The following is a 14,551-nucleotide window of genomic DNA, read 5'->3' as shown; positions in this document are numbered from 1 at the left end:
CTAAACCTCGTTCATGTAGTATCTTAGTCGCCTGAAAGGCTCATGGCGCTTTATCATCATGCAAAAACAAACGCTTTTACTGCTTCTCCTGACTGGCACGCTGACCGGCTACGCCCAGAAGCCCGCTCATTTACCTGAATTCTCTATACCGGCCAATGAACCGGAAACGCACATCCGTTTTCTGGCCGCCGACGAACTGATGGGGCGACGCACCGGCGAACCCGGCAACCTGGTGGCGGCCCGCTATATTACCGAACAGTTTCGCCTGCTGGGCCTGAAGATGCCGGAAAGTCAGGCATCGTATCTCCAGCCGGTGCCGATGAAGAAAATATTGCCCCCGGCCCAGGGGCTAATCACCTCCGGATCGACCTCCCTGCGCATCAACGAAGATTTTGTGCTGGTGTCGGGTAAAGCAACCACGCTGACCAACGCGCCGGTGGTATTCCTCCCCTACGGCTGGACCGACCAGACCGGTTACGATGAGTATAAAGGCGTTGACGTGCGGGGCAAGGTCATTGTCTGCCGCATTGGTACGCCAACGGCCAAAGACCGGCAAGATCGCCAGATGGCATCAGAAGCAAAAGTGCAGCTGGCCGCCGAAAAAGGGGCGCTGGCGCTGCTGGAAGTGTATGACCTGCCCAATCCGGTTCCGTTTGAGCGGGTGGTGAACCAGTACGGCAAAGAGCGCATTCTGCTGCAAAACCGGATGCCGATCCTGGCCGGCAATTTTGTCGGTGTAGCGCACTCGTCCATCCCGCACCTGTGGGTGAAGAAAAGCGATTTCTTTTCGCCCACCACCTTGAAAACAATGAGCCTGACTTTGTCGGAACGCTCGGAAACCCCGTTTGTGTCGTACAACGTGGCGGGCGTGATCGAAGGCAGCGATCCCCGGCTGAAGAACGAGTACGTCATTCTTTCGGCTCACTTCGACCATATCGGCTTGAAGCAATATGCCCGCGTACAGACAAACAGTACCGATTCAATCTGCAACGGCGCCCATGACAACGCCATGGGTATTAGCGCCCTGCTGTATGCTGCCAGATCGTATGCGGCCCAACCGCCCAAACGGTCGGTGCTGTTTCTGGCCTTTACGGGCGAAGAGCTGGGCCTGTTGGGCAGCGCCTACTACGTCAACCACCCGCTTGTGCCCCTGAAGCAGAGTGTGTATAACCTGAACTGCGATGTGTTTGGCTACAACGACACCAACAGCATCTCCATTCTGGGTCAGGTGCGGACAGACTGTGATCCCGAAATCAACACAGCGGCCCAGGCGCTGGGGTTAAAACGGCTGGACGACAAAGAACCGGAGCAGGATTACTTTAACCGTTCCGACAATGCCCCGTTTGCCATTGCAGGTATTCCAGCCCAGAACTATGCAGCCGGCATCACCAAAACCGACGAAGAGGTGTTGCGGTATTACCATACCGTTGAGGACGATCCCGGCTCACTGGACTATCCATACGTTCACAAGTTCTGTAAAGCCTTCGCCTACACCGGCCGGCTCATAGCCAACCGGCCCGGTAAACCCAGGTGGAGTACGATTACCAAATACGATACAGCTTACAAAAGGCTTTATAATGTAAACTAGTCACGCGTCCCTGTGCTCGTCTCTCGCTCGTCCGCGTTTGTAACGCGGACGAGCGAGGGCCAAACCATTCCCTTTTACAGATACCGCTCACACTTTTTCCAGAAAGCGAAGAACGAGTTACCCGGCTCGGCCACCTGCGGGAATAACCACGGGTAAGGGTCTTTTTCACCGGGATAATGCCGGGTGAGCGGATGCGCCACCGAATACACAGCCGGATGCGCCCCTAGGTTGGGCAAATTGCCGGCCTCGCCTACAAACACCTGCAGGCCCGGAATATTCTGCGCCAGGGCCAATACAAACGACATAACCTTATCGCTGACTGGAAATCGCGCAAAATGTGAAGGCTCCAGTACCAGCACGCGGTTGGCATCCAGATCGCTGCGCCAGAGGGGATTCAACTGGTAGGAATTGTACAGGAGCAGGGGCTTTTCCGGATCGAGCAGCAGCGGCTGAGGATCGGGTAGCCGGGTGCTCAGCGACGGGTTCTGTTTAGTCCGCAGTGGTTCCGGCACCGGTTGGTCCAGCAGTTGTTCGTAGTCCTTGTCCAAATACGTGCCCCGCTGGTTGCTGTGCAGGTATTTGTTGATGTTCTCCTGATTGGCCAGGTATTTTTTGGAACTGAAACTGCCGGCCACCCATTGCCAGCTACAGGTATTGCTGGCCAGGTCACCATCCAGCAAATGAAAGTACAGCCAGCGCGAGGGTTCCCGCCAGTGGGCCCGCGCCAGGTTACAGGCCAGGAAGGCCACGTACATACGGGCATGATTGTGCATATAGCCCGTGGCATACAGGTTTCGGATCTGCGCATCCACCGCATCGATACCCGTTTGGGCATCTACCAGCGCGGCAGGTATCTGCCGGTGCTGCACATCAGCCTGGGACTGTTTCAGATCGGTAAAGAGCGCGTCGCCCCGCAGGTGCCATACCCGCTGAAAATAGTCGCGCCAGGCCAGTTCCTGCACAAACTTTTCTGTTTCGGAAGCGCTATAGCCTTTAGCCAGCACCGCATCGCGCACCTGCGGCAGGGTAATCACCCCCCGCGATACATACGGCGACAGGTAGGTAACGGAACCATCGATGAAGTTCCGGGTACGGCCGTATCGGCTGGGGTCTACGGCCTCAATTCGTTTCAGAATAGATGAATAATCGGTGGGAAAGGTGTTCATATTTTTCGTAATCCGAAGCAATTGGCAGCACGCATCCATCCCGCCGGAATTCGGAAGGCAGCCGATGGCGTGGAACCTTACTGACCACCCACAACTTGCCGTTTACCGCAAAAGTTTACCGCTGTTCAAACCGGACCGCCTGCGTCAGGGCAGACCTCCTCATTCTCCTCTTCTTCACCATAGGCCTGGCGTTTGTCGGTACGTCACTCTACCTGTACTTAAGCCACCAAAGCCTGATGAAGAACGGCGTTGCCACGACGGGCACCGTAATTGATCTGATTCAGACCAAGCGACGATCGTACACCCGAGCGCCCGCCATCCAGTACACCGATGCCAGCGGCCAGCCGAAAGTCTATTATCACTCAGTAGCCACCAACCCGCCCGAGTACTACGTCGGCCAGCAGGTGACCCTGTACTACGACCGTGACCACCCGGACGACATCCAGATTGCCGGCGACAACCTGATGATCTATGTCATGGGTGGCTTCGGTGCGGTTTTCCTCTTAATCTCCATCTGGAGCGTTCCCGGTGCTATTGATTCGCTTTGGAAATGGGCTTTTGCTGCTGGGTAGCTACTCTATAAACAAAACCGCTCTACTACTTAGAAATGCTAGCTTATTCGCTTTAAATCACTCTGGACCTGGTAGATATTCTTCGCCCGGCCTAGGCAGGCAAGAACTGCAAACCTGGTAGTCAAGCCCTCAAATAATCTTAAATGGCACTAATACTCCTGACTAATAAAATCGGTGGGTGATTTGCCGAATTCCTTTTTGAACTCCTTGCTGAAATACTTTCGGTCGGTGAAACCAACCGCATAGGCTACTTCGTAAATCGTCAGGTTTTTCTGCTGCAACAGCTGAGATGCCTTTTTCAGTCGCATGGCCTTTACAAAGTCGTTGACCGACATATTGGTTAAGGCTTTCAGCTTTTTGTAAAGCACAGACCGACTTATTCCAATATCATCGGCCAGCGTGTCTACGTCAAAATTGGGATTATCCATATGCTTTTCGACAATGAGCATGATTTTATTCAAAAATTGCTCATCCACCGAATTAGCCTCAACCGGCCGGGGCTCTATCGTTACCAGTCGACTGAAGCGAAGACGCATTTTTTCGCGGGCGGCCAGCAGGTTCCGTACGTGCAGCCGCAGAACATACAAACTAAACGGCTTGGTCAGGTAACAATCGGCTCCATGGGTCAATCCATTAATCTGGCTGTGGGTTTCATTCTTGGCGGTCAGCAGAATAACCGGAATATGACTGGTTCGTTCATCGGTTTTGATTTTTTCGCAAAGGGTAAAGCCGTCCATTTCCGGCATCATCACATCGCTGATAATCAGATCGGGTATCTGACTACTGGCGGCCTGCCAGCCTTCTACCCCATTGGCGCATTCAGTAATCTGGAAACTGTCGGCCAGCGATTCCTGCAAAAAAGACCGTAAGGCCGGGTTATCTTCTACCAGCAGAACAGAATAACGACCTTTTAATCCCCGCAGCGGGTTGGGGAGACCATTTGTATTGGATAGCACAACCTCTTCGGGCATGAGCGCCGACGTATCATCCGACTCCGGCGACACGTCCGTAGCCGGGCTATCCGGTAGGGGAGCAACATTATCTGCCAGCCATTCTTCCAGATGCTTTTTACCCGTTTGCAGCTTAATCGTAAAACTCGTTTTGTTGTCGGTGGGGTCCGGAGCAAGGAAACTCTCCACCGTCAGACTGCCTTTGTGGCGTTCAACAATGGTTTTGGACAGCGCCAGGCCAATGCCGTAGCCGGTATTCTGAAAACCATGATCATCAACCTGATAAAAATTGTTGAACAATTTATCGAGATGCTGCGGAGCAATGCCCCGTCCGTTATCCACTACTTTAATCAGAATACGATCATTATTGGCCTCCAGGATCAGATCAATATGTCCGCCCGCCGGGGTGAATTTAATGGCGTTAGAAAGCAGATTGAACACCACCTTTTCGAGCTGATCTTTATCCACATACGCCAGCACGGAATTTGTCTTTCGGATAAATGCCGTGGTAATCTGTTTAGACGCGGCTACCTCGTTAAAAAACAGCATTATCTCATTCAGAAACGGAACCAGATCGTGAGCGGCCACCCGCAGCGACAGATTGTTTGTCTCAGCTTTCCGGAAGTCCATCAGCTCATTCACCAGCTTCAGCAGGCGGCCGGCATCGGCCTGCACGTAGCCTAGCTGCTGCCGCACCAGCTCGTCGTCCCGGCGCTGCCACAGCAGCCGCTCAATTGGGCCGCTAATCAGGGTGAGATGGGTACGGATTTCGTGGGAGATATTGGTAAAGAAATTAAGCTTGATCTGGTTCAGTTCATGATCTCTTTTCAACAAAGCCCGGAGCAGGAAGAAACGGGAAATGAAGAAAACAATACCTCCTGCTACCAGCGCATAGAAGGTGTACGCCCACCAGGTTTGCCAAAAGGGCGGTAAAACGCAGATCGCCAGTCGGGCCGGCGGGCTCCAGTAGCCGTCGTTATTAGCGGCTTTCACCCAGAACGTATAATTACCCGCCGGCAAATTCGTATACGTCACCGACGGGTTTTCGGTATTGATCCATTCGGTATCAAAGCCTTCGAGCCGGTAGGCGTATTTGTGCTTATTGGGCTTGATGTAATTCAGCAGCGCGAAATCGAGGCTAAATACATTATGATCATGCCGAAAGGTCAGAGACTTTGTCAGGCTGATATCCTGACCCAGCAGCTGATCGTCCGCCTGAATACGAACGGGTTTGTTGAACAACCGCAGGTTCGTAAAAACCAGGGGAGCAATTACCCTCGTAATCGCAATCTGGTCAGGCAGGAACGAAACCAACCCCTGATACCCACCCAGAAACAGCTCACCCGTTTTACTTTTCAGGGCAGCATTGTAGTTAAAGGCATTGCTGACCAGGCCATCGCTGGTTGTGTAGTTGTTAATCTTGCGGGAAACAGGGTCGAAACGAGACAATCCATTCGCGGTACTTATCCAGAAAAGCCCTTTGTCGTCTTCCAGAATACCGGCCACATCATTACTGGCCAGTCCGTCCCTGACGGTATAGTGCTCAAGCTTTCCGGTTTGCTTCCGGAAAACAACCACCCCCTGCTGGTAAGTACCAATCCAGATATTTCCCTGCCGGTCTTCCCGTAAACAGTTGATGATGGAATTGTCTACCCCAGCCCATGCGAGTCGCTCAGCCGTATCGGCCCCGGCCCGTACCCTGAACAGCCCGTAACTGGTCCCAACCCACACGTTTTTATCCTGGTCTTCCAGCAACACCTTCACCGGACCACTCCCGATGGTTGACTCAATAGCCGGCAACGGAACCGGTACCAGGGGCGGTTTGACACTGGCAAACAAACGAAGTCCCCTTTGGGTACCCACCCAGAACCGGCCCCGGCTATCGTCTAAAATAGCCAGCACTTCGGACGTTAACGAACCGGCATCGCGGGCGGTAAACAGAAAGCGCTGAAACGTTTTCCGGTCCGGGTTAAGTCGGTTCAGACCGCCCGCGTGGGTACCCGCCCAAATAGTCCCCTGCCGGTCCTGATACACCACTTTAACCAGGTTGGAACCCAGCGAACCGGGTTTTTCCGGGTCGTGTTTGTAGGCCCTGAACGTACCAGCGGCCCGGTCGAAATAATTCAGCCCTCCGCCCTCCGTGGCCATCCACAGGTTCCCGTCGGCTTTATCCTCGATAATCGAACTGACTACGTCATCGTTGAGGCTGGCCTTATGGGTATTGTTCTGATAAACCACAAACTCAGTCTGATGAGCGTAATGGACATTTACCCCCCCATAATAAGTGCCCACCCAGACAGAGCCCTGCCGGTCTTCGTACATACTATGGATCGAGTTTTTCGAAAGGCTTCGTTTGTTGGCCGGATCGTGTTTATGGGACTCGAACGCCGGCCGGGCTGGATCAAAAACACTCAGACCTTCCTGGGTTCCAATCCACAGCCTGCCGTCTTTCCGGCGGATGATTGCCCGAATACTATTATGCACAAGACTTCCGGTCCGCTCGGGATCATGCATAAAGACGGTGAATGACTGGGTAGCCGGGTTGTAGCGGTTCAGGCCACCGCAGGTAGTACCAATCCAGACGCGGTGGTGTTCATCTTCGGCGATGGCCCGGATATAACTGTCGCTGAGGGTGCCCGAAACACCCGGCTGGTGTCTGAAAACCTGAGCCGAATACCCCGTATGGGTAGGTGTCAGTCTGGTTAAGCCTTCGGTGGTACCCACCCATACATTGCCGGCGGAGTCTTCAAAAATCGCCCGGATATTATCTCCGGCCAAAGCCGGTTCCGTTTGTGTGGTGTAGGTTATAAACCGCTGTCTTTTCCGATCACTCAACAGATTCAGACCGTAGCTGGTACCGACCCATAACCTCCCTTTTTTATCTTCCATCAGGCAGTTAATGGTGTTGTTGCTCAGGCTGCCGGCCTGTTGCGGCTGATGGGTTAAGAGCTGGAAGGCGTCCGTTACCGGATTGTACCGGTTTAAACCATTGGTCGTACCTACCCAGAGGGTCTTGTGCGAATCGGTGAGCAGCGACATTACGTAGTTTGTCGACAGGCTCCCCGAATCGGAAGGCACATGGATATAGGTTTTCAGCGTATGGCCATCGTAGCGGTTTAAACCCACCCGGGTACCGTACCACATAAAACTCCGGCTGTCCTGGGTGATGGCCAGCACCGAGTTCTGGCTCAGTCCGTTCTCGGTGGTCAAGTGCTCAAAGGCAAGCACCTGAGCCCGGCCCTGAGCGGCTACGCCAACCGAGGAGGCAATCATCAACAGAATCTGAATGGCAACACGGTCAGTATTGGTAAAAGAGTACATAAAGGAAGGTTAAGCCGGGAAACTGCGGCCTATATTCTTCTAAAGTAAAATTAAATATAATTTTCACCCTATTCCGGTACGATTTTACCCCTATTCTTTTGGCCTAAGGAGCGAAATTTGCTGCATTACACCCTAAAACAGATCGATCTATGGGCAAGTATCTACACAGTAAAAGAAGGTGGTGGGGAGGAGATAAACTCCCCGTATTCGCCCTATGCATGGCCGGTTGTCTCTACCAGGCTCAAGCGGGCATTATTGGAATTCCGGCCACCTTCACCGGTCAGAAAAGCACCAGCCGACTCGCTGCCGAACAGCCGGTTTCCGGAAAAATCACCGATGAAAAAGGCGCTCCCCTTCCCGGCGTAAGTATCGTGATCAAGGGCAGCACCCGAGGCACCACCTCAGACAACAATGGTCAATATAAGCTGACCGTCCCGAACGGTAACGCCGTTTTAATCGTCAGTTTTGTGGGTTATACCCGCCAGGAAATTGCGGTCAACAACCGGTCGGTCATCGACCTGCAACTGGAGGTTGATGATAAGAGCCTCGAAGAAGTGGTGGTTGTAGGTTATGGCGTTCAGAAAAAGGTAAACCTGACGGGAGCCGTTTCGACGGTGGATTCCAAAGCCATCGAGGGCCGGCCGGTCAACAACCTCGGCAGTGCCCTACAGGGGGTAACGCCGGGATTGGTTATTACCCGGCAGGCCGCCCAACCGGGCCGCGAAAGCCTCGGTATTCAGATTCGCGGGGTGACCTCGGCCAACGGTAACGTCGATCCGCTGGTGGTGCTGGACGGGGTCAGTGTGCCCAGCAATACCCTCACTACCATGAACCCGAACGATGTAGAGAGCATTAGCGTGTTGAAAGATGCCGCAGCAGCCGCTATCTACGGGGCGCAGGCCGCCGGTGGGGTAATCCTGATTACGACTAAAAAAGGGAAGTCGGGTAAGGTAACGTTTGACTATCTGGGTCAGCAGGGCGTCGACTGGTCGATTAACGTACCGGGCCGGATGTCGTTGCTGGAAGAAGCCGAATTCTCGAACCTGGCCCGCAAAAATTCCGGTAGCGCCCCCGAATACACCGACGAAGACCTGCAGCGCATCCGCGATGGTATCCCCTATGTGGTGAACCCCGCCGATACGGGTACTTATCTGTATTACAACCAGGTACCGCTGGCCAATCAGATTCTGCGCAAGTACACCTCCATGCAAACGCATAACATCACGGCACGCGGGGGTACCGACAAGCTGAACTTCCTGATTTCGGGCGGGTATTATAATAAGCAGGGGGTTTTCAAGGTAGGACCGGATAACTTTAAACGGTACAACCTGCGGATCAACCTGGGGTCTCAACTGACTAAACACTTATCGCTCGATTCCCGGATCGCTTACACGAATGAACGGACCAAAAGCTCGTCGGTGGATGCCAACGGGGGCGGTCTGATCTACCAGATTTACCGGCTGCGCACCCGTACGCCTTTCTTCACCCCCGAAGGACGCTACAACGGGGCGGGTTCGGCCGCTACGGCCTATGGCGCACTGGAAGCCGGCGGCTATAACAATTACACGCGCAATTTCTTCGACGGCGTATTCACTATGTCGCTCAATAATCTGGTGAAAGGCCTCCAACTGCGGGCGGTGGCGGGTACCCAGTATCGCCTGGGCGACCGGCAGATCTTTAACCGAACGGTGCCGCTCTGGGGTAAATCGCGGGTATTGAGCTACCTCAACCAGGTAAACTCCTACCAGATTACCGACGAACTGACCAAGAATACCAACCTGCAATTCCTGGCGAACTACGACTTCAAAATCGGCGCTAACCATTCTTTCGGCTTCTTTGCTGGGTATCAGTGGGAAGACTTCCGGTTTGAGTCGGTAACCTCGGGGGCCAACAACCTGGTCAGCAACGATCTGCCAACCCTCAACCTGGGCAACGACCTGACCAAATCGAACAGCCAGTCTATTGCCACCAACGCCTACCAGTCGATTTTCGGGCGCTTCAACTACAATTTTGCCGACAAGTACCTGTTTGAAGCCACCATCCGGCAGGACGAAAGTTCGAAGCTGGCTCCCGGCCTGCGAACCAAAATCTTCCCGGCGGCATCGGTGGGCTGGAACGTGCATCGTGAGTCATTTTTTAATGTTCCGTTTATTTCCGAGTTTAAACTACGCGGATCGTGGGGCCGTTTGGGCGGTGCCCTCGGCACTACACTGGGCAACTACGATTACCTGAGCCAGTTGAGCCGGGGCAATAACCTGGTGCTGGGTGATACCCGTACCTCGTTCATCTTCCAGGGCTCTATCCCCTCCGCCAACCTCTCATGGGAAACCATCGAAACTACTAATGGCGGTCTGGATCTGGGCTTTTTCCAGAACCGGTTGCAGTTCAGCGGAGATTATTACGTCAAGTACAACCGGAACATGCTGACCCCGCAGCAATTACCCGCCACCATCGGGATCAGCACTCCGCGCAAGAACAATGGCGAGCTGAAATCGTGGGGCTGGGAAACCGAGCTTCGGTACCGCGACCGGGTGGGGAAAGACTTTACCTACTCGATTGCTGCCAACCTGTCTGATAACCAGAATAAGCTGCTAAACTTCTCAGGACGGACCGTAGTGGCCGCCGGCACCAACGGGCTGATTGAAGGCTACCCGCTGAACACCATCTGGGGCTACGAGACCGCCGGGTATTTCCAGACCGCCGACGAGGTAAAAAGCTGGCCGTTCCAGGATAACCGGACCGGCGCGGGCGATGTAAAATACATCGACAAGGACGGCGACAACCGGCTTACCGTAGGTCAGGGTACCGTAGCCAATCATGGCGACCTGATTCTGCTGGGGACTACCCAGCCCCGTTACCTGTTTGGCGTTACCCTGGGGGCCCAGTGGAAAGGCTTCGATTTCTCGGCCTTCTTCCAGGGCGTTGGCAAACGAAATTACCGGCCTGGTACGGAGTCGATCGCTCCGCTGCTGGTGACCTGGAAACAGGCGCTGGCTATCCACCGCGATTACTGGACGCCCGAAAACCCCAACGCCCTGTATCCTCGTCCGTTTGTGGGGGCAACACACAACTACGTAGCTTCCGACAAATGGGTAATGGATGCCAGCTATGTGCGGCTGAAAAACATTCAGGTAGGGTACACCCTGCCCGCCACCCTCACCGAAAAGATTCATGTATCGCGGGCGCGGGTGTTCTTCTCCGGCCAGGATTTATTCACTCTTTCAGGACTGGGTGCTTTCCAGGGCTATTATGACCCCGAAACCCGCGATGGGGTAGAAAACGATTACCCCTTCTTTGCTACCGCTTCCATGGGTCTGAACATCTCTTTTTAATGTCGACTGACCGACGCCTGATATACGATATGAAACGAAATTTAAAATATCTCTTTTTTGCGATTGCCCTGACCGCCGGGCTGCCGGCCTGCGAGGTGGACCGGCTACCCGAGACGGCCATCAGCGACGAAACGTTCTGGAATTCTGAGTCTGACATCAAGCAGGCTTGCAATTACCTGTACACTTTCCTGCCGGCTTTCAACAACGACGATGTATGGTCGGACGATGCCTTTGGCCTAGCCTCCAACGGTATCAGCGATGGTTCGCGGCAGGCTCCCGCTACGGCCGGTGATTTTAACACCCCCTACCAGTTGATCCGGGCAGCCAACAACATCATCGAAAAGGCTCCGCGCGCCCAGGCTGCCGTAGGGACGGCTGTCATTGACCGGTATGTGGCCGAAGCCCGTTTTTTCCGGGCCTGGGGGTACTATTTGCTGGTGCAGAAGTACGGCAGTGTACCCCTGATTCTGAAGACGCTGGCCGACAATGCCCCCGAACTGCAGGCTCCGGCCAGCTCGCGGGCCGAAATCTTCGAGCAGCTTTATCAGGACCTGGACTTTGCGGCTTCTAAACTGCCGACGCCGACGGCCCTGGGCAATGCCGACTATGGCCGAATTTCCAATACGGCCGCGTTAGCCTTTAAGGCAAGAGCCGCTCTGTTTGAAGGAACCCGCTCTAAATTCCACAATTACGGTGAACCCAACAAACACCTGACCCTCGCCGTCAACGCAGCTCAGGCCGTTATCGATAGCAAGCAACACGATCTGTTTGGCAACTACTTTAACCTGTTCCAGATGGCAGGTGAAGGCCGGCAAAACCGCGAGAACATTCTGGTGCGGCAGTATGGCGTGTCGGCCTCCGACCGGGTATCAACCCACTCCTACTACCGCAGCTCGCTTGAAAACGGCAATAAAAACCCGACGAAGAGCCTGGCCGATTCATACCTGATGAAAGACGGGTTGCCCATTACTAAATCGCCCCTGTACACCACGCCCACTACCACGCTGGAGGTGTTTAAAGACCGCGATACCCGCATGAGCGACACGTTTATGAAGCGCGGAGACCCGATGATGACCACCAAGCCTATTTTTGACGTAGCCAACCTGGTGTTCAACAAGACTGGCTTCATGTTCCGCAAATTTGCCAATATCGACGACTGGAACACCCAGGCCTCAACCATCGACCGGCCGCTGATCCGCTACGCCGAGGTGCTGGTCACCCTGGCCGAAGCCAAGTATGAACTGAACGGCTCCATCAGCGACGCCGACCTCGACCTGACCGTCAACCGGACGCGGGCGCGGGGCGGAGTTGCCAAACTGACCAATGCGCTGGTAACGGCCAATGACCTGAGCATGCGCGACGAAATCCGCCGGGAGCGCCGGGTGGAACTGGCGCAGGAAGGATTCCGGTACTGGGATTTGATCCGGTGGAAAACCGCCGAGATCGAACTCCCCAAACCCGTGTTGGGCAATTACTACTTCAAGACGGAATTTGGCACGGCCGCAGCCGTGAACCTGACCCCCGAGAACTACATACTGGTGCAGGCTCCCAGCTTCCGGAAGTTCAACCCCGCGAAGGATTATCTCTGGCCGCTGCCCATCAACGAAATCGCGCTGAACCAGTCCCTGAAGCAGAATCCAGGCTGGTAAGGGATCGGCTACGCCTAGCTCCGGACACGCAGTAGCCGACATACAGGCCCTACCGATAGTAGAACGGGCTTCATAAAAAACTCCTTTTCAGGTTTTGGCCTCACCGCCAGCCCCGAAAAGGAGTTTTTTATGCCAATGCCTGAGGACGTAAACTGACCTCAGCCGCGACTATGACCATAAGTGCAAAGATATGCACGTGTACTTCAACAATGACGGGGGCGGCAACGCCGTACGCAATGCGTTTACGCTACGGGGAATCTTGGCAAATCGAGGCTGGTAATCCGAGGCAGGCTAAATTGTCGCCAACTGCCCTCGCCGGCATACCTCATGGCTGCGGCTATTGAAACAAAACATCTGGTCGCTGGAACATAAGGCGTGTTGGCTGCGCGGGCAGGGCTTCCAGGTACGAGGCAAACGTTTGGTTGTATAAGGCACCGGTACGCCGTTCCCGAATCAGCCGCACAGCCTCTTCGCCGGGAAAACCCAGGTAATTCAGCATCAACCCGGCCAGCAAAGCCGACCGATTATGTCCCATGCCGCAGTGCGACAGCACCGGGTACCCCGTGTTGATCAGACTTGCCCCAAACTGCGCCAGCGCGTGGAGCTTTCCGAGGTCGGGTAAATCCCGGTCTTCAAACGGGAAGAATATGTAGAGCGTTCTGTTCAGATAGCTGGGAATATGCTGGTCCAGGTCGCTATCCAGGTTGAATACCGCGAAGATCGAAGACTTGTCGAGCGTCACCCAATCGTCTACGACGGGCGAAATGTACAGCAATCCCTTTTCGTCAATCTGGTAAATAGTCATATGGGGCGGAGTTTTTCGGAATAACCCCCTGTTGCTGAACGGGTTATTCTGAAAGCAAGTATACAGAAATAAAGAAGACAGGTACCGGAAAAGTGTGTAAGCGGTCTGCCTCGCACGAATGCCCGCCTGGATTTCTCCGGCCGTGCCTGTCGGCCGCCTGGGGAGTTATTTGGCCAGGGGGGTATCGTGTTCCAGGTACCGAATAATCAAAAGTGCATTGCCTTACCGGAACGTTTGCCGGGCATGTGCAGATAATGCCTAACTTTTGAACCTACTGCTAAACCAACCCTTTACCGACTATGAAAACGGCTGCCCCGTAAAACCATTGTTGAAGGTACTATCAGTGACGTCGATGCGTTTACGTTAGCTGATGGCTACCGATAGCGTTAAACAGTTATAGAATTCTTCTCTTCCTGACCAGATTGAACCTATACTCAAATGGCATCGCAAAACACCATCAAAGTAGCCGGAGACGGAAATATTACCATTCAGGACGTAGCGGCAGGAAGTATTACCATAAATACGTATAACCCTGACGATATTACGAAGAAATTAAAGGAGTTGAACGATACCCAACTCAGCAGTCTGTTGCAACTGGTTGACCAGCAAAATGAACAGCTATCCGGTCTTTTTATAAGGCTCCTGAAAGAAACAGCAAGTAAAAAGCACAAAACCAGACTGCCCAAAGAGCTTACCCTTACCCTACCCAAAACCCATCCCGACGACATCATCGGCCGCGAAAACGACCTCGACGAACTCCATACGCTGCTCCAGACCCAAAAGCGCGTCGTGGTGGTAAACGGCCTGGGCGGTATCGGCAAAACTACCCTGGCTCAGGCTTACCTGCACAAGTACTACGACGACTACCACCATATCGCCTGGATTACCCAGGGCTCCGATAATCTGGCGGCCGAATTCCTCAACACCGCCGGCCTGCTCGAAAACCTCGGCATTGACACCGCCCAGGCTGAGCCCGATGCGATTATGGCCGAAATCTTTCGTAAACTGAAAGGTGTACCTGATACGCCCAACCTGCTGACTATCGACAATGCCGAAGCATCCGTGAAGTAGTACCGCGATTGGCTGCCCGGCCAGCCGCAGTGGCACCTGCTGCTGACCTCCCGCGAAGAACTGACGGGGTTCTACCAGAAGCGACTCGATTTTCTGC

The 14,551-nt window shown here is 54.1% G+C and carries 8 protein-coding genes; 5 read left to right on the top strand and 3 right to left on the bottom strand.

Annotated elements, in window-relative coordinates:
- Nucleotides 1-58: 58 nt before the first annotated feature.
- Nucleotides 59-1,588, top strand: a complete 1,530-nt coding sequence (locus tag ABD931_RS01745; RefSeq protein WP_345263317.1) for a M28 family peptidase — start codon at nt 59-61, stop codon at nt 1,586-1,588.
- Nucleotides 1,589-1,662: 74 nt separating this feature from the next.
- Here the strand turns inward: ABD931_RS01745 and ABD931_RS01740 are convergent, their stop codons facing one another.
- A complete protein-coding gene (locus ABD931_RS01740; protein WP_345263315.1) occupies nt 1,663-2,754 on the bottom strand; it encodes an FAD-binding domain-containing protein in 1,092 nt (363 codons plus the stop codon).
- 95 nt (nt 2,755-2,849) lie between these two features.
- Here ABD931_RS01740 and ABD931_RS01735 point away from each other — a divergent pair, with 95 nt between their 5' ends.
- The gene (locus ABD931_RS01735) at nt 2,850-3,326 is read left to right on the top strand and encodes a DUF3592 domain-containing protein (protein ID WP_345263313.1); all 477 of its coding nucleotides are present in this window, start codon (nt 2,850-2,852) and stop codon (nt 3,324-3,326) included.
- A 149-nt stretch (nt 3,327-3,475) separates the two neighbouring features.
- On the opposite strand, the gene ABD931_RS01730 is transcribed toward ABD931_RS01735, so the two are convergent.
- Complete coding sequence (locus tag ABD931_RS01730) at nt 3,476-7,597, bottom strand: hybrid sensor histidine kinase/response regulator transcription factor (protein ID WP_345263311.1); 4,122 nt, start codon at nt 7,595-7,597, stop codon at nt 3,476-3,478.
- 149 nt (nt 7,598-7,746) lie between these two features.
- Here ABD931_RS01730 and ABD931_RS01725 point away from each other — a divergent pair, with 149 nt between their 5' ends.
- Both ABD931_RS01725 and ABD931_RS01720 read left to right on the top strand, forming a co-directional pair.
- Nucleotides 7,747-10,929, top strand: a complete 3,183-nt coding sequence (locus ABD931_RS01725; RefSeq protein ID WP_345263309.1) for a SusC/RagA family TonB-linked outer membrane protein — start codon at nt 7,747-7,749, stop codon at nt 10,927-10,929.
- Nucleotides 10,930-10,958: 29 nt separating this feature from the next.
- On the top strand, nt 10,959-12,578 hold the full coding sequence (locus ABD931_RS01720) for a RagB/SusD family nutrient uptake outer membrane protein (protein ID WP_345263307.1): 1,620 nt from the start codon (nt 10,959-10,961) through the stop codon (nt 12,576-12,578).
- Between the two features lie 337 nt (nt 12,579-12,915).
- On the opposite strand, the gene ABD931_RS01715 is transcribed toward ABD931_RS01720, so the two are convergent.
- On the bottom strand, nt 12,916-13,383 hold the full coding sequence (locus ABD931_RS01715) for a protein-tyrosine phosphatase family protein (protein ID WP_345263305.1): 468 nt from the start codon (nt 13,381-13,383) through the stop codon (nt 12,916-12,918).
- A 438-nt stretch (nt 13,384-13,821) separates the two neighbouring features.
- On the opposite strand from ABD931_RS01715, the gene ABD931_RS01710 reads away from it, so the two are divergent.
- Complete coding sequence (locus ABD931_RS01710; protein WP_345263303.1) at nt 13,822-14,454, top strand: AAA family ATPase; 633 nt, start codon at nt 13,822-13,824, stop codon at nt 14,452-14,454.
- Nucleotides 14,455-14,551 lie beyond the last annotated feature (97 nt).

Source organism: Nibrella viscosa, from assembly GCF_039541875.1.
GTDB lineage: Bacteria > Bacteroidota > Bacteroidia > Cytophagales > Spirosomataceae > Nibrella > Nibrella viscosa.
The sequence above is the reverse complement of the archived record's forward strand: the minus strand, read 5'-3'. Positions and strand labels throughout refer to the sequence as shown.

Excerpts from the sequence above, each read along its gene's own strand:
- ABD931_RS01740 (WP_345263315.1), bottom strand. The coding sequence starts at position 2,754 with ATGAACACCTTTCCCACCGATTATTCATCTATTCTGAAACGAATTGAG.
- ABD931_RS01745 (WP_345263317.1), top strand. The coding sequence starts at position 59 with ATGCAAAAACAAACGCTTTTACTGCTTCTCCTGACTGGCACGCTGACC.
- ABD931_RS01720 (WP_345263307.1), top strand. The coding sequence starts at position 10,959 with ATGAAACGAAATTTAAAATATCTCTTTTTTGCGATTGCCCTGACCGCC.
- ABD931_RS01730 (WP_345263311.1), bottom strand. The coding sequence starts at position 7,597 with ATGTACTCTTTTACCAATACTGACCGTGTTGCCATTCAGATTCTGTTG.
- ABD931_RS01715 (WP_345263305.1), bottom strand. The coding sequence starts at position 13,383 with ATGACTATTTACCAGATTGACGAAAAGGGATTGCTGTACATTTCGCCC.
- ABD931_RS01725 (WP_345263309.1), top strand. The coding sequence starts at position 7,747 with ATGGGCAAGTATCTACACAGTAAAAGAAGGTGGTGGGGAGGAGATAAA.
- ABD931_RS01710 (WP_345263303.1), top strand. The coding sequence starts at position 13,822 with ATGGCATCGCAAAACACCATCAAAGTAGCCGGAGACGGAAATATTACC.